Origin of the sequence: Streptomyces cadmiisoli, from assembly GCF_003261055.1 — a bacterium.
Classification (GTDB): Bacteria; Actinomycetota; Actinomycetes; order Streptomycetales; family Streptomycetaceae; genus Streptomyces; species Streptomyces cadmiisoli.
The window spans coordinates 556,132-581,578 of sequence record NZ_CP030074.1; the positions used below are offsets into that span (position 1 = coordinate 556,132).

Annotated in this window: 1 protein-coding gene; it reads left to right on the plus strand. The window is 71.3% G+C overall.

The features are described 5' to 3' along the window. Nucleotides 1-25,347, plus strand: coding sequence for an alpha/beta hydrolase (locus tag DN051_RS43215; protein ID WP_112443195.1), 25,347 nt, complete (start codon nucleotides 1-3; stop codon nucleotides 25,345-25,347). Nucleotides 25,348-25,447 lie beyond the last annotated feature (100 nt).

Consider the following 25,447-nt stretch of genomic DNA (forward strand, 5'->3'; position numbering starts at 1 on the left):
ATGGCCATTGAACTGCCGCCCGAGTGGGAGGCCTTCTGGTTGTTGGTGGCGGGCCAGCAGTTCCCGCAGGCGAACGAGGACCTCGCGGCGTTGAGCGAGCGCGCCTTCCGGGACATGGCGGGGGACCTGCGGGAGTTCTCGGATCATTTGCGTGACACCGTCGAGCAGACGGCGCGTGCGTTGCCCGCGTCGATGGGCGCGCAGTTCCTGGCGGGGATGCGGCAGCTGTTCGACGACGGTGGCGTGGATCATCTGCGGGAGTTCGCCCGGCAGATGGATGCCGTGGCGGACGGCAGGCTCCGGATGGCCCTGGACATCACCGAGGGCAAGTGGAGCATGTTCGCCGAGCTGGTGCGGGTGTTGATCGAGATCAAGATCGCCCTGTTGCTGGCCGCGTTCACCGGTGGGGCGACGGCGAGTGCGGTTCCGCAGGCCATGGCGCGGAGCCGGGTGACGCTGCTGACGTATCTGATGATGCTGCTGATGCGTGTGCAGCAGAACATGGGCATGCTGACGGGGGCCGCGGACGAGGCGATCCAGACGCTGCTGGTGCGCTTGCTGCTCATGGAGCTCGGGCCGGAGCGGTACCGTCCGGACGGCGTGGACTGGGGGGCTGTCGGACAGGCCGGTGCGTTCGGCGCGGTCGCGGGCGGACTGGGCACCGGGTTCGGAGCTGCGACGGGTGGCTTGCGGAATCTGACGCCGAATCCGTTCCGTGGCGGTCCTGGCGGCTTCGGCGGTGCCGGCGGTTCGCTGTTCCGGGATCCGCCGCCGGGCGGGCTCGGCCCCGTCAACACGGTGACGTCCGCGGGTGGGAGGCCGGGCCGGGGGCCGGGGAGTTCGGCGGTGGACGCGGGTGACGGGTTCGTCGTCGGCGGTCTGGCGGAGGCCCTGGCCGAGGTGCTGGTCATGGGGGCGTTCGGGCACGGGTTCGTGTGGAACTGGACCACGTTCTGGAGCGCGGGCGCCATGTCGGTGGTCGAGGGCGGCGCGGAGCGGGGAGCCGAGAAGTTCGGGACCTCGCTGCGCGAGTGGTTCAGCCAGGTCACGCCGAACGGGTCGGGGCCGGGCACAGTCTCGGGTGAGGGCGGCCGGGACACGACGGGCGGTGGTTCCGGCGCGGGCGTCCGGGAGGGGGCAGGCGGCCGGCCTGTGCGGACGAGCGCCGATGCGGTGGGTTCGGCCGCCGGGCGTGGCGTCGCCGCCGCCGGCAGCGGCGCGGCGGGTACCGGCCGGGGCGAGTCGCCGGCCGGGTCCGGGACCGGTCGTGCCGGCGCACCGGTGGCGGGAGGCGCTGGTTCCGGTGCCGTGCCCGGTGGGGGGATGGCGTCCGGCCGTCCGGGGCCGTCCGGAGCCATGGAAGCGGGCGGTCATGACGAGCCGCAGTGGCTGCCGGCCGATCCGGACGAGGCGTCAGATGGTCCGGACGGGATCCTCCACGACCCGGACGAGGTCCTCTATGCCTCGGACGGGATCCTCCACGACCCGGACGAGGTCCTCTATGCCCCGGACGGGATCCTCCACGACCCGGGCGCAGGAACCGTAGCGGGCGGTGCGCCGGTGACCGGGGAGAGCATCCGGGCCACCGGGTTCCCCGGTCCCGGTGCGAGCGGCATGCCGGGAGACGCCGGGGGTGTCCCTCGTACCGTCCCGCCCGCACAGGTTTCCGCGTCTCCCGAGGCGACCGCCCGCACCACGACGGGCGCTCCGCAGCCGGGCGTCCGTACCGAGACACCCACTGCCGTCCGTGCCGACGCGCCCACCGGGGTCCGCACCGAGTCGTCTGCCGCCACGGGCCTCCCCGCGGGCAGCGCACACGGCGCCAGTATCGGCACGGACTCGAACACCACGCGCGGTACCGAGGAGGGCGAGGCCGCCGGACCTGGCGGCGAGACGGACGAGCCGGCCGAAGACGACGGCATGGCCGACGCCCCCTCCGTACTCGCACCGGGTGCCACAGCCACGGCGTCGTCGGCACCATCGGTGCGCGGCGCCGCCCTCGGCCCGGACGGGCCGCAGACAGCGGGACCTGCCCCTGTCACGTCGGGTACGCCGGCTCCGGGCACGATGCGGGCCGCCGGGATCGGGCCCCTCGCGCAGCCCGTCGCCGCTGACAGCGGACCCGCCCGGGCGGGCGAGACCTCGGACGCCCTCCAAGCCCCTGACGCGCTCACCGTGGTCTCCGCAACCCCCACCACGCTCCCGATGGCCCAGGGCCGGACCCCCGATGCCGCACGGCCAGCCCTCCTTGTGGACACCCGCTCGTCGGGGACGGGCGGCATCGACGAAGATGCGGACACCGCGGATGACTCCGGCTATGAGTCGGAGGGTTCGGCCTTCAGCGCCGACGATGCGGATGACTCCGGCTACGAGTCCGAGGGCTCGGTCCTCGGCGCCGAGGATCCGGACGCGCGGGCCTGGTCCGAGAATGAGCTTCCGGCGCTGCTCGCTCAGGAGCGGCCTCGCACGGCCACCACGGCTCCCGCTGCTGATTTCCACGCGGCCCCTCAGGCAGATGAGACGTTCGACGGCCTGTCCGGCCCGTCCGCGCCACCGGCACCGGCCGCCCTCGCGCACTCGCCTCGGTCCGTCGACCCTCAAAAAATGCGGTCTTCCCACGACTTTGCCCCGCAGAACCCGGCGGCCGAGCAGGGCGCTTCGCAGTGGTCGCAGCCCTTTGTCGGCATGGTGAACACGGACGATTCCATGGTCTCCGGGCTGCTCGCCGTGTTGCGGGACGCTCTCGACCAGGATGCGCCGGCCAGGCGTCTGTCCAGCCTGGCCGGGCAACTCGACACGTCCGCGGCCGTCATGTCCGAGGCCCAGCGCGAGGAGTTCGCGAAGCTTCAGAAGCGGATGGCCGAGCGATCGGACAATGGAGCGGGCGTCCAAGCCGCGCGGGAGGCCGTGACCGCGAGAGCAGAGGACCCGGCGCTGCTGCCGGGCGACGTCAACGGCATGCCCATGGGCAGGACTCCGAGGGAGAACGCGCAGTGGTGGGCGGCTCTTTCCGACGAGCGACGCGGGCAGTACCTGGAGTCGTCCCCGGTCGGGATCGGGAGGCTGGACGGGCTGCCGTCCTCAGTCCGGGACGCGGCCAACCGCAGGGTGCTTGGGCAGTTGCAGAGTTTGCTTCTGGTGGACCGCGCCGAGGCGCAACTGCGGATCGAGAGCACTTTTCCGTTGGTTCGGCGGTTCGCCGAAGGAGAGTTGCGCCGGATCGACCGGCTGATTGCTGGTCTGGGCGTCGTTGCCGATCAGTCCAACCCGGATTCCCGGGAGCCCGAGCGATTCCTCCTTCATGTGGACATCGAGGGCCCGGGGCACGCCGTCATTTCGATCGGGAATCCGGACACGGCGACGAACGTGGTGACATACGTACCGGGCACAGGCACGTCATTGTCCGGGCTTGAGACGGATATGACGCGGTCGCATGATCTCCGTATCGAGGCGATGAAGCTCTCGGATGTTCCCACGGCCTCCGTTCTGTGGCTCGGCTACGACGCGCCGATCAACGTCGTGGACGCCGCGTACGCGAGGAGGGCGACGGCCGGAGCACCCGGACTCAATCGCTTCCTGCACGGCCTGGCAGCGTCACATGTGGGGACGCCGCCTGCCAGGTTGTCGGTGCTGGGGCACAGTTACGGCTCGCTGGTGGCCGGGAAGGCGCTCGCTCTCGGTGTGGATCGTGGGGTCACCTCGATCTCTGTCGGCAGTCCTGGGATCGGGGTGAACAATGCTTCGGCTCTCGGACTGGATCCGGCGAATGTCTGGGCGGCGAAGTCTCCGAACGACATCATCAAGTTCACGCTCAGCCTGAACCCGTTGAACTGGCGATCCGGCCGTTACAAGCGCTACGGCATCGACCCGGTGTCCCGGAACTTCGGCGGCATCAAGTTCGAGGTCGGCCCCGGGAAGGGCCCTGTGGATGCCCACAGGTCCTACTGGAGTCGGGAGACGGGCGCACTCGAGAAGCTGGCCAGGATCGTCACCGGGCTGCAGGATGCGCCCACGCAGGTCGCGCCTGAGCCGGAGGTGGCCGACGACCTCCGGCGGCACAGCGGCCTTAAGACGTCCTCCGACCCGGAGTCGTCGCCCGGGGTCCACGAACTGCCGCCGGGAGTTGACCTCTACCACGAGGTCAATCAGCGGCTGCAGCAGCTGGAACCGGGTACCGCGCACATCGAGGCGGCGGACGTCGCCTGGATTCGCCGAGATCTGGCCGCCGACGGGTCGCTCGCCCATAGGTCCACGCGCGAGGCTGCTGATGCCATAGCCGCCGTTGTACTCGGCCGCGACCCTCGTCCCCGGCTGCGTGGCGGCGGGTCCGCCAAGCTGCAGGTGAGCGCTGCCGCGGCCGACGTACTGGAGAGGGCCTGGAAGGCCGCGCTCGGTACAGAGAAGCGACTTGCCATCACTGTCGATGACACATCAGTCTCGGGCGCCGAACTGGTGGACCGGATCCTCCGGAAGATCGGTGCCACCGAGCACCGTTCCGACATCACGGTGACGGGCGGCGCAACCCGGTTCAAGATCGGGAACCACAAGCTGCTCTTCTCCTACCAGGGTGCTGACGGGCCGAAGACGCTCAGCTTCGAGGTGACGCTGAGGGAGCCGGCCTCCACCTCCAGCGCAGCCGAGACGGGACCGAGCCTGCTCCCCGGCGCCTCGGCCGACGGCACAGTGACGCTGCCACCGGCAGTCAGCACGGCGAAAACGCTGGAGGTCGGTGCCTGGTTCTCCCGGTTGGTGCACGAGGAACTCGGCAAGCCGGTGCTGCTGACCGGCGGCGCGCAGACCGCCCTGAAGCACGGCAGCCCGCGCCCGGTGGCGGATCTCGACTTCCGGTTCGATGGCCGGGACGTGCGGTCGAGAGCGGACGAACTCAATGAGGCGATCCAAAAGGCACGTCCGCACGCCGATCTCACCCCGTTCGCACCGGACATGAAGATCGAGGGCGCTCTCACCGGCCGGATCGACGGTGTGGGGGTCACCATCGGCCCCGGTGCGACGCACTCCACCGATGTCGTCGCCATCAACGGGTTCCGAACGGCCACCGATCTGGACGCCATGATGGACAAGGCCTTCTCGTTCGCCGTGACGACAGGCGTGAAGAAGCAGGAGCACCTTTTCGACCTGCTGTGGTCGCTGCACCGCAACCCGGCCGGCTCCGTGGCGCTGCGCGACTCGCTGGAGGGAATGCGGGGCGAGGCGTTCCGGCGCATGGAGACCAGTGGCTCGCTGAGCACGACGTTCGTCACCGGACTTGCCGAGACGGCCAGGAACAGGAGGCTTCTCGGTGAACTGCAGCAGCAGTGGGAGAACGAGTTCGGGGCGACATCGGATGACGTCGCCGCGCTGACCGCCGCCCTTGACGACCTGAAGGGCGCCTTCCGGGCCGGTACCGGTCCGCACCGCGCGATGATGGTGACGGCCGGCAACTTCACCGGCGACATGTTCGGGATGTCCGCTGCCCTGGTGCTCAACCCGAAGCTCCATGTCACCGTCCTGACCGGGCCCGAGCACAGCGACCAGGTGAGCGACTTCCTGCGCCGAGGCCTTGGCGCGCGGGTGCAGGCGGAGTACGAGCGGGAACTCGGTGAGCTGCGCGCCACACAGGGGCTGACGCCAGAGGCGCTGGTCACGAAGGAGAAGGCGCTGGAGGAGCAGTTCCGCGCGGAACTGGCCTCTGCGTCCGGCAGGATCCACGTCTTTCACTCCGAGGATCCGCACGGTCTGTACACCGCTGTGACCAGGCGGGGCGAGGCGCTGCCTTACGACCTGGTCCAGCCGCCGGTCCCGGAAAACCTGCGCAGCCCCCACTTCCAGCGGCCGGTCACGCACGCAACTGAGGAGGTGACCGTCCGATGGGGCAGGCAGGGCCATGAGCGGAGGAAGATCCGCGCCGCCTGGGGGCTGGGAGACCGGCCGGATTCGCGCGCCGGGACGTTCCTCGCGGAGCTGGGCGTGCCGGACCGCGGAAGATACGTCGTGCTGTGGTCGCGGTTCAGTGGGAAGAACGGCGGAGCACACCCGCAGCACGACACCAGCCTCACCGGAGTACGCCAGCTGATCAAGGCGCTTCCGGACGACGTGACGGTTGTCATCGCCGGGGACAAGGGGACCGACGGAGCGGACCGCTACACCGAGCTGGCGGACACACATGACAACGTCTTCGACCTGACCGAGTTCTGGAAGAGCGAGGCCTGGCTGAGGCACTTCCCCGACGCGACGCGCGCCGACCAGTTCAAGGTCTTCGACCACTTGGGCCGGCGCGGCGAGAGCAGGCTCAGCCACCTGGGCTTCCGCAGCGGGAACCTCGAGCCGTACGCGCTCATCGGCCATGAGGTGCGCTACCTGGAGGAAGCGGGCAACCTCCAGGCCGGACGGCTGGAGTCCTGGCACCAAACCGTCGGGTACCAGCGGATCGCCCTTTCCAAAGTCCCGACGTTGAGCGGGCAGTGGGTCACCCACATGGTGAAGACCGAAGGCAGCGAACCTGACCTGCCGTGGCGGGCCGGGACCGACTCCGAGGCGGCCAGGGAAGCGAAGTACGAAACACTGAAGCACCACCACATCGAGGCCGCTGACCGCGGCTTCGCGCGTGAGGACCTTGCCAAGATCGGCGAGTACCTCGGCTTCACCGTGCCCGACCTGAGCCTTCCGCGCTCTTTGGACCTGCTCTCCCCGCCGGCCCCGTCGGCCAGGGACGAGGGGCGTGCGGACCTCCCCGGCGGGCCTGTCCTGGAGACGACCGCGGAGGGTCCGGCGCCCGCCGAGGCGGCCGCGGCGAGGCCGAGCTCCGCTTGGCTGCGACTGGACCCCGGGCTGCGCAACGATCTGATGGCAGCGGTCAACCAACAGTTGGGCCCGAACAAGAAATGGCGCCAGCTCGATCACGACGAGCGGACCGCGTGGGTGGGGCGGGTCTACGGCGACGCGGCGCTGGACTCCGTGCGGAACCGGTCGCTGATCCAGCAGGCCCAGGCCTTGGAGAAGTACTTCGTCACCGGCAGTCCCTACGTCATGGTGGCAGGGGCTCGGACACCGCAGGCGGAGACGTCCCCGCCGGCAGGCAGGCTGCCCGGCGGACCGGACCAGGAGACACCGGACCAGCCAGGCCCGTCCTCGGCCCCTGAAGCCGGCCCCTCCCAGGCCCACGACGCCGCCCCGGCCCCGGCTCCGGCACACGACGAGGGTCGGCTCGCGTCCTTCATCAGAGCATTCGGCCGCGGCGGCCACATGGGGCTGGTCCATGTCGAGCCCTTCCCGCCCGAGGTGGTGGACGCACTCCACGGGCAGCTGGTCCGGGACCTCGGCATCGACGCCGACGCCTCACCGCAGGAGGCCGAACAGGCCCTGGAGCAGCTGCGGTACCACCTGAGCGGGGAGGCCCTCACCCGCGACCTGCCCTACTTGTTCAGCCCGCAGGGCCACCGCGTCACCATCGACCACGCGGGCCGTCAGCGCACCGTCGACGTCCGGCTCGTCCTGCACGATCCCGTCCCCTCGCAACGCGACAACGTCGGCGGCGCACCGCCGGAGACCCGCGTCGAGCGGCGTGCCCTCGGCACCCAGGAGTTCTCCGGTTCCCAGATCTCCGGCAACTACCGCACCATCGCGATGCCCTGGACCCCCGAGATCCCCATCGAGGTGGGAGGCCCGGTCAGCCGCGTCAACGTCGCCCTTTCCTTCTCCGTGACGCACAACCAGTTCTCCGCCAGCACCACGGTCACCGATGTCGTCCAGACCATGACCGCGCAGCGCAGCAACGAGCTGTCCCAGCCGGTGGAGTACACCCCCGAATGGCGCTCGTGGATCGACGCACCGTCTCCGGACCGACCCGGGGACGACGACGCCCAACCTCCCCGCGGAGACCGCAACTTCGTCCCCGGCACCCCGCGGGGCGCGGTCACGGCGTGGTTCCCCAACCACCTGGCCACCGATCACACGGGCGAGTTCCCTCCACTCGCGGCCCTCGACGACCTGCCCGTCTGGGGCGTGGACAGCGTGGGCGACCCCGGACGGCTGCTGCGGGAGGCACAGCGAGAGTTCGCCCGCCAACTCTCCGGCTTGTCCGCCGCATCGGCCGCCGAACTGGAGACCTTCTTCTCCGAGGGGACGCTGCGCGGCACCCTGCCGCTCCAGGACGGCGGCCTCTACTCGCCCGTCCTGCTCGACGCGAACGGTGACGCCGTCGGCATGTTCCGGCTCCGGACCACAGTGGAGCCGGGGACGCCCACGCACCGTTCGGAAGACGGAAAAATCAATCTGGAGGCGCATGTCACGCAGACCGTGAAGGTCGAGAGCAGCGCCAAGTACAGCAGCAGCGTGGCCGTCGACGGCAGTGTCGGACCTGCTTTCACCGACGACCACGCTTCCGGCCACCCGAACGCGGACAGCCGTGTCAGCGGATCCGTCGTCGGCAAGGGCGGCTTCACCTCGCAGTCCCACGCCCTCCTCAACCTCGGCGGCAGCGCCTCCCTCGACCACGCCGTGCGCAGCAACCGCTCTCATCTGCTGGTTCCCGCGACGGTCACCCATTCCGTCACCTTCATCGACGCACGCGGAAACACCCGCGAGGGCAAGTTCGGCCCCTGGCCGGCAGGCATGCGCATGCGGATGCTCCCCGCGTCCGACGCGCGCGGCACGACGCACGCGCCCGGCAAAGGCACGCGCGCACTCCCCGACGACCTGGAGGAGCTCGAGGGACTCGGCCTCTCCGCCGCCCCGCTGGCGCACTCAGGGACGGAACAGCTCTTCACCGCAGCCGAGACGTGGCTGCGGGAAAACGGTTACCTGCCGCCCTCTCCGCCGGTCCACGACGACCGAATGGACGCCCACGCCGCCCGGGCCCGGTTGCTCAACCTACGCCGCTTCGAGCAGATGCGGTCCGGCATCGGCCTGCGGGCCACGAGCGACGCGGCCCTGGACGGCGGACACTCCGTCTGGTTCGAGGTCCCCACCCCGGTCACCGGCGGACCGGACCGTGTGCGACTGCGCTTCCACGCCCAGCGCGCCGCCGGAGTGCCCACACGGCACCGCCGCACCCTGGACGGTGTCCAGGTGATGGGTGTGTCCTCGTTCAGCGTCTCAGGCACCGAGGCGGACGGCCGGACCGGCGGAGGGCGCCTCGGCTTCGGCGGCGGGGTCAGCGGACCGCTCGGCACCGCAGACGAGGCCCCGACCCTCGGTCTCACCGGCGACTGGATGTACGCGAAGGACGGCACACGCACCTCCATACTCGGCTCCGGCGTCAACCAGGACCAGTTCTTCATCGGCTCCGGTCAGAGCACCGAGGTCTTCGACGTGCCCGTGCGCTACGGCCTCGACCTCTACACGGACGACGGCAGCGAGCCGGAGCGGTGCTTCGCCGCCGCCGAGGGCAGCCCTGCCGGCTCTGGACAGCAGACCGACCCCGAAGCACAGCCGGTCCGCACCGTCCCGGGGATGCTCACGCTCGCCGTTCCGCACCACCGCACGGTCGCCACCCGCCCCACGCCACCCCAGCCGACGCCGCCACCCGTCATCCGTCCCGTGACCCTCGCCGACAGAGCCCGGCTGGCGGGGAGGGCCACGAACAGCCAGGGCGGTCGCATCCCGGAGATCGTCCGGCTCCCCGACGACGCCGTGATGGACACGCTGCCCGGCGTGAGCAGCGCCCTCCATGAGGCCTTCGAGCAAATTGTCACCGACACCCATCCCGGCCGCCGGGAAACCGGCCGCCAGGAGCAGCCCTGGTACGCGCCGTTCGTCGCCCTGGGAGCCAGGGTGACGAAGGCGGTGACCGACAGGCTCGCCCGGTACGGGCTGATCCCCGCCTCCCCCACCGACTCGACCACTTCCTTCGCCGAGGCGCTGCACGCCACGCTCAGCCCGGCGAACCTCATCGCCCGGTCCCACCAGATCTTCAAGGGCGGCTACGTGATCGAGGGCCTGACGCTGCCCGGTCTGGCCGGCGACCGCGAGTTCTCCATCGAGCTTCAGGGCTATCTCCACGACCCCGAGCACCTGCACTCCGCCAAGCAGTACCTGGAGACCGACGTCGGTACCACCGACACCGCGGCGCACCAGACCGTCGACAGCCAGGGCCCCACGACGGGCGTCACCGTGACGTCTCGTCAGAGGGCCCCCAAGCCGGCGGAGGGCGAACCACAGCCTCGCCCCCGTCCGGCCGCCAACCCCTCGGGCCGCTACGCGCAGTCCCGACGCACGGAGACGGGCGAGACCCACACCACGTCCACCGCCGTCACCCGTACCCCCACCGAGAGCGGTGAGCAGCACCGCATCCGCAGCGGGGCCACCATCTTGATGACGGTCCGTACCGGCGTACGCAGTGCGGCCAACAACCCCATGTTGGACACGCCCCCGGTGACCGTCGCCGTCGAAATGCCCCGCCGCGCCCAGTTCCTCGTCAGCGATCCGCAGGTGACACGCGACGCGGCGTGGTTCACCGCGGTGCCCCGCCTCGGCAAACGTCCGCGGCCCGAGGCGACGCTGCCCCTCCCCGACGGCTTCGTCCGCACCGGCGACCCGGGCTTCGCCGGAGTCCTGTCCGTCCGCCAGCTCGACGAGCAGCCCACCCCTGACAGCGCCACCGACAGCACCCTGTGGTCGGAAACCCGGGACCGACTGCGCACCCGACTCACCGAGCTCGTCGAGGAGAAGGCCGAAGGCATCACCCGCCCGGGAAGCGGCACCTACCTCCCCGGCGTCATGTCCAGGATCGCCGACCTCACCTCGCCCACCGCGCTGCGGGCCCTCCCCGGCCGCGGGCCGGCCGGCGCCCAGCGCTTCCGCTTCCTCCACGCGGGCCTGGCCGGAACGCGGCTCGTCGAGGTCGCCCTCCAGGCCCGGCCCGCGCAGGACGCCGAAGCCTTGCGCACCGTCCGCGGACGCCCTGTCTCCGAGGCGGGCGGCGGCCAGGAACAGGTCCATGTGCACGCGCCCGACAACACATCGTCGAGCGTCACCGAGACCATCCGGCACACCGCCACCGTGACCCCGACCGCCCACTACCCCCGCCCCACCGACGACACCCGCACCGACCGCACCGCCGCTGCCTTGGCGTTCTCCGCCACCAGTGGCGACACCGTCAAGAACGCCACGTCCGCCGAGAACCGCTACTGGATCCGCACCGACAGCGCCGCCGACTTCGACGTCCTCTACGAATACACCGCGACGGTCCGCTCCGAACCATTCAGCGGCCTGCCGTCCTTCTGGAGCGGAACCGACGACACCGTCCGCGCGACCGTGCCCGCCATGGTCACTCTGCGCTTCACCGGCTCGGAGGCGACCACCCTCGCGAGCCCTCCGGTCCCGTCCACGCCCGCCCTCTCCGCGGACAACCCCCTGGACGGCCGGGACGACGGCGGCCGGCTGCGTCTCCTGCCCACCGGCGCCAGTCCCGTCTTCCGCTTCAACGCCTCGAAGCAACTCGCCCAGGCCGTGCGGGACGTCGCACCCGGACTGTCGGCTTCCCGCACGGCGGGCAGGTCCTCCGACTCCGGCGAGGCCGACGCCGTCACCCTCGGCGAACTCCTGCGCTCCGCGGACGTCAGCCTGCATCCGCCCCGGACCACCGGGCTGACCGGAGAGCTGAACCGTCCGGCCTTCTTCGGCTCCGACGAACGGGTCGCCCTCCACATCACCCTGCTCGACCCCCGCCGTATCACCGAGGCCAGGGACGTCGCACTCGACCAGCTGAGGCTTCCCGGACGATCCGCGGCCTACACGCTGACCTCCGGTTCCGGAGGCATGCTGAGTCTGCCGACCGCCTACGCGGTCGACGACACGCATCGTCTGGGATTGGAGATCCCGCTGCTCGGGCGGCCGCCCGTCGTCCAGGGTCACGGCGCGGCCAACGCCGCCGCCCAGCGCGAATGGATCAAGACCGGCAGCACGTCGCAGCCCGCCGACGGAAGCGGCCCCGCCACCTACGAGAGCATGGTCGACGCCGTCATCTCGGTCACCGGACCCGAGGGTGTCCGCTATGTCAGTGGCAGCTTGGACCTCCGCCTCCTCGAACGCGACGTGCTCGGCTACGGCGTCACCGACGCGCGCCCTCGGCCCGGGGTCTACGATCTGCGCTCGCTGGTCGCCGGACAGCAGAACGCGGAACCGCGCGACTGGACGGCTCTTCCGCCGGACAGCTTCTCCTCCCTGCTGGCCGCGGGCCTCGACGCGAACGACCCCGCCCCGGAGGTCTGGCTCGCCCTGGGTGCCGATCCCGGTGATGTCCGTTTCGCCCGCGCGCTCCATGCCGCCTCCAGCGCGGCCTTCCGAGCCGGCCGGCCCCTCACGCTGGTCCTCCGTACCGACGACGGCGGTCTCCAGCGCTGGACATTCGACAAGACCAGTGAGCTGTCGACTTCCGGCCCGGAGGAACAGGCCGCCTGGCAGGCGATGTCCGACCACATCTCCCAGCATCTGGCCGCCCTGCGCGCGGAGGCGGAGGCGCACTGGCGGGTCAGCTGGGGAGAGAATGCGAAGCAGGGCGTCCAAGAGGAGCTTGTCGGCGCCGTGGCCCACCTCTCCGCGGCCATGACCGACCAGGACGTGGCGAGAGCGACCTTGGCCAGGGCCGAGGCCGACCTCATCGCCGCCACCAGCGAACTCTCCGGTGCCGAAACTGCTCCCGATCCCGCCGACACAGTTGCCGCCGGCCCACGGCCCGAGGACGCCGGCGACGTGGAGGTACGGCTGTCGCACCTCCGGCGGGAGCGGGCGGCCGCCGTGGAAGCTCTCGATGCCGCCGACGGACGGCTCCAACACAGCCATGAGACCGTCGGCGCCATCGCGAAGCACTTCGAGGTCCTCGACCGGGACGTCCAGCGATTCCGCAATGCCCAGGCCGGTTACCGCGCCTGGCAGGACCGCCTGATCGCCGGTATGCCCGCTCTCGCCGGGCGGCTCCGCGACCACCGTCTCGGCGATGCCACGGCACCGCGGCCGTCGCCGCCGACGCACCCGGCCGGCGGCGGGACCGGTGCCGATACCCGGTCACGGCCCGCCACCCGACCGTCCACCCCGCTCCCCTCGTCTGCGTCGACCGTCCCCGGGGGGTTCACCGGCGGTCGTCCCCAGGAGACCGTGGCCAACGGCGAATGCCTCCTCCACGCCTTCGTCGGCAGTGCGCCCTGGTCCGTCCGGCAACAGCTGGCACCGTCCGACGACGGCGACGGCCGCACCCGTGACTGGCTCTCCGACATCGGGCGCGTCCGCTCCGACCTCCGCTACGCCGCCCAGGAGTACTCCCACACCGGGGTGCTGCCCGGGAACGAGCCGATGCGCACCGCGACCCGGGCCGTACGGGACCGTGTCCTGGCCTATCTGGACGGGGCGGCGTCCACCGGCGCCGTCCCGGACCAGGTGCTCCGCCAACTGCGCCTGACGGACGAAGAGTTCGGCCGATGGCTCGTGGGTGCCGACCACGCCGCGCTGCACGAGCGTGCGATCGAGTACGGCATCCTCCCCGAGGACATGGACACCTCCCCGCCCACCGACGACGAGCTGCGATTTGAGCTGGGGACACGCCACATCTCACGGCCGCTGAGCGCGCGGGAACTCGCCACTCTGCGGGAGGCCGTGGAGCACTGGGAGACCCGCTGGGCCGGCCACCAGGGAGAGGCGTTCCTGCCCCTGATCGCCCACGCCTTCGGTGTGCGGATCGATGTCGCCGTCCACGACCTCTCCACCGGCAGGCAGCTCGTGTTCGAGGCTGCCGGGCCCGCCGATGCCACCGAGCGCGTCGAGGTCCACTACAACGGCGCCAACCACTACAGCGCGACCGACGCCCCGCTCGACGAGGAGCCCGCCGGACAGGGCCCCGGTTCCCTCGCCGAGCCCTCGGCAGGGCCTGTTCGGCCGGCCGCCCCCGGCCCCCGCGGCGGGGGGCAGGATGTGCCGCCCCCCGTGGACTACGGACTCGTCCGGCGACGGGAGGAGGTCCCGTATGTCACCCAGGTCCCGTCCGTCACCGCCGTGGCGTTCCCGGAGGAAGCCACGCCCCTCTCTCCGGCCGGGACGGGGAAACCGGCGGGACCGGCGGACCGGAGGGTGGATGCCGCGCTCCCGGGCCGATCCGGTGGCGCGGACCCGGCAGCGTACGGTCCCGCCGCGGGGAGCGGAGAGGTCGTCACCGACCGGTGGCGGAGGCTGGAGGGGGACACCGAGCCCTTCCGGATCGAGGAGGACGCACAGGGCCGGCGTCGCCTGGTCCGTCCGCCCGCGTCCGGCGAGAGGACCGGTGTCGGGTACCTGTGGTCGTGGCACGACGGAGCGGCGGACCGGCCCCCGCTCCTGTCGCTCGTCCGGCGCGTCCACCTGGTGGCGTCCGAAGGAGCCGGAGAGGAGGACCTGACCCGGGTACGCGACGGCCTGGTCCAAGGGCTCGGGCGGTACGTCAACGACCGGGGCCACCGGCTCCCCGCCCTGCAGCCGGACGTGCGGCGTTCGGCGGACGCCGCCGTCCCTGAGGGGCCCGCTCTCCATGTGGGCGTGGAGTTCGTCACCGACCCGGAGGCCGCCCACAGCGTCGTGGAGGTCCGGCCGGGAGAGCCGGCCGACGGGCACGGGATGAACCAGGCGACGTGGTTCGCCGATGTGCACCCGCTCGCATTCGTTCATGAGTTCGTCCACGGCCTGGGAGTGCACGACGACCGGGACGGCGGTCAGGGCTCCAGCCTCATGGGCAGGCTGCACGGCGACGATCCGGACGCTTTCGCCCTGACCGACGACCATCTGCGCCAGATCGTTGAGGTCTACGCCCCGTACGCCCACGGCGCGCCTCTGGCCGAAGGCCCCTCCGGTGGCCGCCGACCGCACGGCGTCGCGTCGGAAAGGGAACCGGATCCCGAGGACGGCGCCGCGCCGGCCACGTCCTCTGCCGGACAGGCGGCGGGGACTTCCCGACCCGGTGAGCTGACCCGGGCGGACGACCCCGTGCCGCCGCTGCCCGTCACCGCCCCGTCCGCCCGTATCGACGTCGCAGGCGGGCCGGAGCTCACGGACGACCTTCGGGAGCGCCTGCGCCGGGGACCGCTCGCCGGCGTCCGGGTGACCAGGAACGATCTCGCGGACCTCGGCATCCAGCAGTACAGCAGTGTCGCGGACGCGCACTGGCAGCTCAGCCCCGGTAGCGCGGTGTCCGTCAGGGAAGCGGGCCTGAGCGACCATCATCTGGTCTCCCTGCTCCTGAGCAACACCGACATCGACCCCGATCTCGCCGGTGATCTCCGCCGGCACTACGCTCCCGCACCCGCTCCCCGGGGCATCGGGAACACTGCGGCGGCACGCACGTGGCCGGACAGGGGCGGTGACGCTTATGGTCCCGCACCGTCCCGCGATGCCGTACCGGGGCAGGGCGACGCCACATCCCCGGGGTCACCTGACGAGGCGCCCAGTACATGGCGCGCCTCGACTGCCGACGGAGGCGCGCTTCCGCCGGCAGAAACGGTACGTACCGCCGTCGCGGCGGCAACCACGGCTGCTGCCGACCCGATACCCGCCCCTCTGCCGACGGCGCCCGCGCCCGCACCCGCATCAGGCCCGGCGAGCGAGGCCGCCGGGAGCCGGGCGTCGGCCGGACAGACGGAGGTAGATCCCGACAAGGGCCCGGGCAAGGACCCCGACAAAGATCCGGGGAACGACGTCGGCAACGATCCGGTGAAGAGTGCCGGCAAGGGCGCGTCACCGGCGGACGCCAAGTCCCTGGACGACGCTGACATGGACGCCGCACTCGACCGGCACCGGCCGGCGAGGGTGGACGAGGCCATGCCGCCGCCCGCGGCATCGGCCGGGCCGGTGAGGTTCGACGACGGCACCCGGCTCCCCGAGTGGCTCACCAGTACCACCGAGACGACCTACGGCACGTCCCTGCCCGCCCTGCGGGGGATCGACGAGGCAGTGGCGCACATCGTCGCGCGAGCGGGGGTTCCGGAAGGCGCGGAGCGCAAGCGCATCGCCGCCGAGCTCAGGAAGGCACTGGTGAACACCCCGCGCCGGTTCGGCGGCGACGGATGGGAGTCCTCCCCTTTCACCGCCGCGGACAAGTCCCGGTGCGTCCTGCACGTCGTCACACGCCCGCACCACAACTGGGAGAGGTTCACCGACCCGGCCGCCTCGACGAAGCTGCAGGACGGCCAGCGCAGCCAGATCACCACCGGCGCGAGCCGGACCCAGTCGAGCACCCGCCAGATCGCGCCGGCCGTGGTGCTCGGTCCGCTCGGCGCGCTTGCCGCAGGGTTCGGCCGCCTGGGGTTCGTGTTCGGCCGCACCCGCGGCTACGAGTTCAACCTGACCGACCAGAACGTCAGCCAGGTCGAGACCAGCACCACCGAGACGGCCGGCCTGCACCTGACGGACGTCCAGTACGACGTCGACGTCCGCTCGTACGCCAAGCGCCACCGCTCGGGGTACCAGCGCTTCCTGAGGTTCGGCACGAAGTACCGCTGGGACGCCCCGAGGCTGTCGGGCTTCACCTTCGGCGTCCGCCACGGCCTCTCCGTCCGCCTCACCGACGGCCTGACGACCCACGACGACCGAGACACCCTCAGCCCGAAGGAACTGAAGCTCGGCCCGACGGCGGACTACCGGATGGTGCGGACCGAAGGCGTGCTGTCCGTGAAAGACCTGCGCCGCGACGCGATCGAAGCCTTCGGCGCCGAGCCGGGCAGCAGCGCCTACACGCAGATATCGGAGTTCTTCACCAGCGAGTCCTTCCAGCAGCAGGCGGAACGGCTCCACCGCGGTTCCGTGCCGGGGCCGCCACTGGTCCGGGACGACGCCGACCGCACCCCCATCGGCGCCTTCGTGGTGGATCGTGTGGTGCCGCTGCGCGCACGGCTGCTGTCGGAGACCGAAGCGGCGGAGCTGAGCAACGCCGTGCAGCAGACGGTCAAGAACGAGCGGACGCTGACCCTCGCCAACAGCCAGGAAATGAACGCCACGGCCGGGCCCAGCAGTAGCTTCGGTCCGGACGGCTGGGTCGGGCGTGTGATGGCGGGCCTCTTCGGCAGGATCAGCCGCTCCATCACACACGGCATGGGCTTCGGCGGTTCAGGGGCCCGCAAGTGGACCGTCGGCGTCAAAGGCGCGCCGACCGTCCTCTACGAAGTGGAGAAACAGGTCGTCGTGCGCCGCACCGGCAGCGACAGGCCGAAGACGTACACGGTGCGGACCATCGACCGGATGCCCCGGCACGAGGCGCGCCGCCTCGCGGGCTGGGACGACGGTACGGGATTGCGCAAGGATGCCGGTGCCGTCCCGCAGGCCCCGGTGTACCTCACCGAGAACGATCCGCCGATGCTCGGCGCAGGCCGGGTGGAGGCGTTCAGCTGGGACGACGGCGTGTATGTGCGTCCGGTGCCCGAGCAGTCCGGACGGCCGGCGGCGGACCCCGTGACGGCGCATACGCCGGGTCCGGGTACGGAACCCGCTGCGGGAACCGGCGCGGAGGCGTCCCAGCAGACCCTGCTGGAGGGCTTCACCGACCAGGTTCTCAAGGCGCTCGCGCAGCACCACCCCGGCACCATCGCGCCCCTGGAGGAGCTCGGCGACCCGAAGGACGAGCGGTGGCGCGGCAAACGGCACTACGAGACAGTGCTGCAGAACACACTCAGGGTCATCGGGGCCCTGAGCCACCACAACATGGCCGGGAACCTCGAAGCGCTGATCACCACCGGTATCCGGATCCCGCTGGTCGAACGCGAGCGGCTGGTCGGCGCCCGCCGGTACGTGTGGATCGACGCCCGCATGGTCAACCGCAGATACGAAGGGACCCAGAGCGAGCCGAGTCTGAAGCAGGGCACTTCCGGCAGTGACAAGCTGGACGGGTCGCGCAACGCGGAGCGGGGTACGGAGGAAGGCTTCGAGTTCAGCGCGATGGCGCGGGACCAAGCTTCTTCGAGCGTCTCGCCCAACACCGGCGCGATCAGCGTGGGGCCGCGCTGGGGCCAGCAGCGGTCGGACAAGTCGGGCTACGGGGGCAGCGCCTCCTTCGAGACGTCGTCGACCGGTAGGGCCCCCGATCTGTACCGGTACGACCTCCAGCTCTCCGCGCAGGTCGGCGGATACTCACGGCCGCGCAGCCTGTTGCGAGGCATCGGCATCTTCGGCGGGTTCCTGGGACTCCAGCACTTCGTGCGGAGCGATCCCCCGCAGGCGCTCCTCACGGGACCCGTGAGAGGGCAGGTCCTGATCTCGGTGCCCGGCGAGCACGCGCTGCCGGTGAAGAGGACGGGGACGGGAACGAAGGCGGAAGCATCGCCCGCGGACGCCCGGAAACCGGTGGTCACACGGAAGCAGACGCTGGACGCGGACACGGCCGCTGCCCTCGCCACGGGAGGCGAGTTCGTGCCCGGCACCCCGGACACCACGGGCACCCCGGCCCCGGACACCCCAGGAATCCCCGATGCTCCCGACGCCTCCGCCAACCCCGACGCTTCCGGCATCTCGGGCGGCCCGGACGCCGGACCGTCCCTCGCGCAGCCGTCCCCCGACCCCCGGCCGTTCGGCGGTCAGCACTACCTGAGCATCGGACTCGCCGCACACCGGGACCTCGGGAAGGCAGTGGAGGACGTCATGTCCGAGGCTTCCGGCGGATCGTGGCAGTTCACCCAGCCCGGCGCCCCGGTCCGCGACACGATCGACCGCGCCGTCCATCCGCACGTCCTCAGCGCGGGGATCGACCTCACCACCAGTGCCTCCGGCGTGCGCCTCACCGGCCTCTTCGGGCAAGGCCCCTATGTGGACCGCATGGGCACGCTGATCCAGCGGGTGCGATTGCAGGACGTCACGGTGGTGTCGGAGCCGATCGTCCTGGACATGGACCAGAAGGTCTCGGCTGATGTGCAGGCGTCCGGAGGGCTGACCAAGGGCTCGTCGTTCGCGATCGTCGGCCAGGGGGCGTACACGCGCGCACAGGGCGAGGCAGCACGGCCGGTCATGGGTAGCTACGCCCTGGTCGGGAGGCTCGGCAGTCAGAAGAGCCGTGCCTCCAACGTGGCGCGCAGCGTGAGCATCGAGCACGGTCAGACGGACAAGAACCGCAAGTACCTGGTCATGGCCGACGCCCGGCACGAACTGCTCGCCCTGGTCGAGTCCAGAGGAGTTCTGGGGCCGGCGCACCGGATGCTCCCCGGTGCGGGCAACCGCTGGCACGGACTGCTGCTGACCGTTCCGGACGGCTGGCTCGGCGCCGTACCCGAGCGGGTAGCACACCGCCTGAAGCTGGTCGACGACGGCGCCGGCGACGTTCCGCTCTACACCGAGCGGCAGTGGAGTACCCCTGCCTGGGCGGGCGACGTGCCGTTCCACGCTTTCCCCGTCGGCACGCTCGACGCCTCGGAAGCACTCGCCGCCTTCGACCGGGAACTGGCCGCGAGAGGGGTCGACGAGAACGAGCGGAACCGCGTGCGCAACCTGGCGAGCACGCGGGCCCTGCGGTCGTTGCGTGAGCAGATGACCGCGGTGGGGGTCGCGGCCCGAGCCCGCGCGGACCGGCTGAGCGTGCAGTTCCCGCACGACATGCTGACACTGCACATCGGAGGACGGACCGTCGAGGTGCGCGTCCAGCTCATCGCCGGGAAGCCGGTCTTCGACGGACTCGGGCACAGCGTCGACCTCAGCGACAACCGGACCGCCACGGAGACCGTCGACGCTTCGGTGACAGCCGGCCGGTCGTACGGTCTCGGCACGTCGGCGCGCGAGGGCGGGCCGACCGGCCATTCGGTGCTGGGGTCGGCCGGCGCCGCCTACACGGAGATCGGCAGCGGCCAGCTGAGCACGACGACATCCCGGTCGGAAGAGAGGTCCGACAGCCAGAGTCTCTCCCTCGACGAACCGCACGCCGAGTTCCTCACCCCCTACCGACTGAAGCTCACCATCGGCATCGAAGGGGTGGCGCCGGTGGTGGAGGAGGTCGGCGAGCTGCGTGAGCGGGTGCCTCTGAGCGTGGCGGTGCCCAGGTCCGACGGGGCGCCCGTCCGGCCAGGGCAGGAGGCGACGGGATCCACGGCGCAGGACCCGCTGGCGACGACGTCACTGCCGCACCTCCCGCGTGCCGTGACTCTCTGGGGGAACGAGGTCGCGGCGGAGGACGTCGTCCGGTGGCGTCAGGAACGTCCTGTGCCCTCCGGGCTCACGCTCCGCACCTTCCAGCCCCGCCGGGTCATGGAACTCGAGAACCTCAGGGATGTCTCCGGGCTCGTGCTGGCCACCGCATACGGGCAGGCGGCCGCACGGCCGGGCGAGCTGACCGGCCATGTCCTGGACGCGGCGGTGGAGGAGGCCCGCAGGACGGTGCTGACCCTGCCCGGCATCGCCCCGTCGCTGGCCCGGGAGAACGCCGTCAGCGACGCGGCTCTGTCCGGGTTCTTCATGGACGCCCTGGGGGAGGACGGTTGTCCGGTACCGGGGCAGACCGACGACGCCCTGGTGGGGGACGTCCGCGGGAAGCACCGGTTCTGGGCGAGGCCGGACCTCACCCGTGCGCGACTGGTGACCGTTGCTCCGTCGGCGACCATGAACGGCACCGGCAAGGTGTCGGAGGGGCAGGAGTTCGGCGTCACGCGGGGCGGGACGCACGACACCTCGCTCAACGTGGTTCCCACGGTGGCCTCCCCGGCCACCGGGGCGATCCTGCCCGGCTCCTCGGGAACGCTGCTCAACCATGCGGAGAACGACGGCCACAAGCTGGGCATCAGCCCCTCCTCCTCGACGGCAGGGAAGCCGGAACCCTCACGAGCGTTCCTGTTCGCCGTGCCGACCGACTGGCTCGGCGTCGCCGAGGTGGACCACACCTTGCGCGACAGCAAGGTCGGCGAGTTCTTCCATCGCGGGCTCGGGCCGTTCGGCAAGCTCAACCCGGGACAGCGCGGCGCCGAGACGAAGGCCCACACCCTGGCGTGGGTGCGCGAGGACGCTGCCCGTGCCTGGGGGATGATCGGCGACCGTAACTTCCCCGAGGAACTCGCCGACGCCTGGGACGCGGTCAAGGCTGCGGGTGACGCCTGGGTCAAGGCGGACCAGGCCTACTGGGACAAGCGGCGTGGTTTCGGTGAGGTCCAGGACGAACTCCGGGAACTGGACGAGCAGATCAAGGCGGCCGGTGAGACCCCTGTGGCTCCGCCCGCCGCGGGTGAGGCCCGGGTGGCGCCCGCCGCCGTGGACGTACCGGCCGGAGAGGAGTCCGTCCCCGCCGACGATCCGGCCGCGGAGACGGGCGCCTCCGGGGGACCGGCGTCGGAAGGCACGGTCGGTGACGTCGTCGGTGCGGGTGACGGCGGTACGGCGAGCGCTGCCGAGGCCGAGGGCGTAGCCGGTGTACCCGAAGCCGCGGCCGAAGGAGCACCCGGTGTAACGGCCATGACGCCGGAAAGCGTCCGCCCGCAGGAGGCGGCGGAAGCGGTGCCCGAGCCCGGAGCGCTCGGCGAACCGGACATCCGAAGGGCGGCCAAGCAGAACGAACTGCGCGCACTCGAAGAGGATCTCGCCCGTCTGAAGGAGACGGCCGTGCAGGCCGCCGTCGAGTTCCACCGGGTGCGTCACGAGACGGACCGGCTGACCCGCTGGTACCAGTTGGACCCTACGAAGGCGCAGCACGGGAACCCCGAGCTCCGCGACGGGGTGCCCAAGCCGCCCGCCGTGGTCTTCACGCCCCCGGCGGACGACACCGAGAAGGCCGTCGAGCACCCGCGCTTCACCACCTCCGACGACGGCTCGGCCATCACCTCACCGGAGGGACACACCTTAGAGATACGCGACGTCCCGAAGGACGGCGACGGATTGTTCCACGCCCTCGACGAGGCCCTCATGGCTGCCGTCCCCGGTCACTCCGCACTGCCGGAGAGCGGTGCGCCCGGCGAGCGGGCCGACAGTCTGCGCCGGCTCCTGGCCCGCCGGCTGGCCGACCCGCGCAACGAGGACCTCTGGGCCTACGCGGTGGCCGACGCGCTCGACACCTTCACCCCGGAGGAGCTGTCCGACGCCGGAATCGCCTTGCCGGAAGGATCGCCCGCCGCACGGGAGTTCGCCGACGTCCACAGGCTCTCCCCGTACCTCTCGCTCCCCGAGGACCAGCGCGGACTCCTCGCGGCCGCCGCGCTCCAGCGCTCCGGCCCGGCGTCGGGCAAAGCGAGCTGGGACCAGGGCGCGGCCGACCTGCTGCCCGTGCTCGCGGCGCGCACGTTCGGCGTCCCGGTCACCGTCGTCGGCAAAGAGGGACACTTCGTCACGTTCCCACCAGCCGACGGCGACACCCGTGGTCAGGAGCGCGGTGAACAGGACGAAGCACCGTCAGTGGTGCTCAGGATCGCCGACGAGCACTTCCAGGCCGCCGTGCCCCCGGGCACGCCGCCCGGCATCCGCACCACGCCCGCCGACGGCGGTGGCGACGCGCAGCCGACCGCGGCCCCGAAGCCCGTCATGGTGCCGGACCGTCCCGCGCACAGCGAAGCGCCGTGGAAAAGGGAACGGGGCACGGACGCCTGGCGGGCCTCTGCCGACGGCAGGAGCGTCACCGCCCCCGACGGAACGGTCCACGCGCTGCTCCCGCCGGTCGGCGCGGGCAACGGGTTCTGGGAAGCACTGGACCAGGTCGTGCCGACGGAGGGCCGCCGGTCGCCGCAGGCGTTCCTGGCCGACCGGACACCGCCGCCCGGCACGGTTCCCAACCGGCTCGTGGTCCTCACCCGGCAGCAACTGGAAGCGTTCAGCGACGACCGCGGGTTCAAGGACGCCATGGACGACCGCACGACGGCCTTCAGCCGGGAGCTCACGGACGTCGAGCGCACCGCACTGGTCCGCGCCCAACTCGCGGCGGGCCAGGGCTGGACCCCGGCACTGGCCCGGAGCGCCGCGGCCCTGGCCGCGGAGGAATACCGCGCCCACATCACCGTGGTGCACGAGGACGGCACGTCCGAGACGTACGGCCCCGCCGGCGGGGCCGCGCACCGGGTGACCCTCTACCGGCGCGGCGGTGAATACCTGCTCGTCCGTACTGCGGCTGCCGGCAGGTCCCCGGTGCCGACACCGGTGGAAGGGCCGACTGCCGTGTCCGACGACCCTGGGGCGTTGCGGGAACGCACCGAGGCGCACGCGACCCCAGGTGTGCTCGACATCCTCACGTCCCCGGAGGTTCTGGCCGTACGGGTGACTTCCCAGGAGGTGGCAGGCCTGACCCTCGGGGCTGAGGCCGGCAGTCGGGTGCAGATGGCGGGCAGTGCCACGGTGGGGGATCTCCGGCTGACTCCTCAGGACACGCTCCACTTGGCACGGCGTCATCCGGATCGATTCCCGGGGGTAACGGCAGTGCTGAACGGCCCGACGGGCGGCGCCGCACCGGATCCGGGAAACGCCCTCGCGGCCGATGCCCCGGAGCGAACCGCCTTCCCGGCGGAAGACGTCCCGCGCCGCGCCCTGCGACCTGAAGCGGCCGGTCCGTTGGTCACTCGTGACTACACCGTTCACTCGGACACGGCGGATACGGCGGTGTTCGAGCGGGTGGCCCCGCTTCGGCTGGCTGACAGGGCCGGTGTGACGGTCGACGGCACCGTCATGCACGTGACCACCGTTGAGCAGTCGGTGGGAGGTGCGGACTCCCATCCGGAACTGCGTCTGTCCGAGGACGCCACGCTGGCGATCAACACCGAGAGCGAGGTACGGGAGGCATTCGCGACCCGGGAGGTCTTCGAACGGGCTGCTGCCGCCCTACGCGTCGCGGACAGCAATGTGTCGCTGATCTGGGACGACGAGGTCTCGGTCACCGTGCGGAACGGGGAAACCCACCGCACTCTGCACCGGATCCGCCCGGAGTTCCTGGACAAGCCCACCGACGTCTGCCGCGATCTGGCCAGGGAAGTGATCGGTGGCGATCCCGACCACCTGGTGCTCCGGGGCGGCGAGGGGAGGACTGCCCTGGGCGCGATGCGGGCCTCGGACGGTCTGAGGGTCGAGGAACTGCACAGGCTGGCCGCGGCGATCGTCGAAGTCGCCGCCGGTGACCGCACCCTGCCCGATACCGGCGCCGTGTCGTGGGCTGTCGAGGAAACGGCGGGCCGTTCCGGCGAGAACGGGGCCATGCCGCTGCCCGGCCGGACCTACGGGGCCTACCTCAGCACCGCTCCGGAGTACGAGCGCCGGCACGCCTCGCTGCAGGACACCGCCCGGGCCGTCGGCATCAACGACCACGCCTGGGCCGAGGTGGGCGAGGCCTATCTCACCCAGTCCGTCGGCTCACCCGGCGAAAATGGGCAATTCGTCCTGGAGGACCACGCTCGTGCCGCGCATACGATCGAGCATCCCTTCGGATATCACTACGCCGGCGTGATCCTGGCCAGTGAGGACGGGCGTTCGCAGATCACTCTGGAGAACCACCAGCGTGAGGGGGAACGGCGTCGGATCTTCACGCAGGCCCTGGAACGGAACGTGGAGCGCTTCGGCAACAGCCCGGACGCCTCCGGCCGCGGAGAGGACGACGTTCACGGTGGGGACGCGGAGAGGCGTGCCGTGGAGGCGATCAGGAGCGTGAAGACGGCACGGGAGACGCTGGCGCGAGCCGAGGAACTGGATGCCGGGCCGGATCGCGACAGAACGGTCCGCGAGGCGCAGCAGGCCCTCGCGGACGCTGTACGGTCCGTCAACTGGCCGCTGCAACAACTGTCAGGCGCCCAGGGGCTGTCTTCGCCAGGCCGGCTCTGGTACATGCGGTTCGTCAGCGCCAGGCCGGGCGAGACCTTCCATGACGCTCTGGCGGGTATGCGTGAACAGGACAAGCCCGGCATTGTCGTCAACCCGCTCACCACGGTCGTCGTCGGCGGCAACAACAACCCCGCCGCATCCACCGGCTGGTTCACCTTCGAGCAACAGAAACACGAGCTCACCGACGAGGAGCAGGTCATGCGCCTGGGCCATCTGGCCCGGCGAACCGCCCGCGTCGGACTGTGGAACAACAGCAACGGGCAGCCACTGCCAAGCATCCGTATTTCGGCAGGCGGCAACGGGCAGCTATGGGACGGGGAAGCCGGTGGCAGGCGAACCGGTGAGGCGCGGCTCAACACGCTGATCGGGTTGTTCCGCAAGGAGCTCCAGGAAGCTCTGGACGATTTGCAGCAGGACGTCAGGGCTGCCCTGGCCAGGCTGAGCGCCGACCAGTTCGTCATCACTGCCGACAATGTGGGGAGGTCTCTGCCCACCGGTCCCCGACCGAGCCCGGACCTGCCCGACGAGGTGCTGCGTCGACGGGCCGTCGTCGACATCGTCATGCACCCGTCCGGGCACGAGAACAGACCGCCGGGTGCGTCAGCGGGAGCGCCCGTGCGACGGGACACCGGTCCAGACGCGCTGTAGGGCGCGTTCGCCGGTACCGGCAAGGGGAAGCGACAGAGGCCCGGCCGACAAGCCGGCCGGGCCTCCTGCGCATGATCCGACCCCTCGGACCCGAGGGATG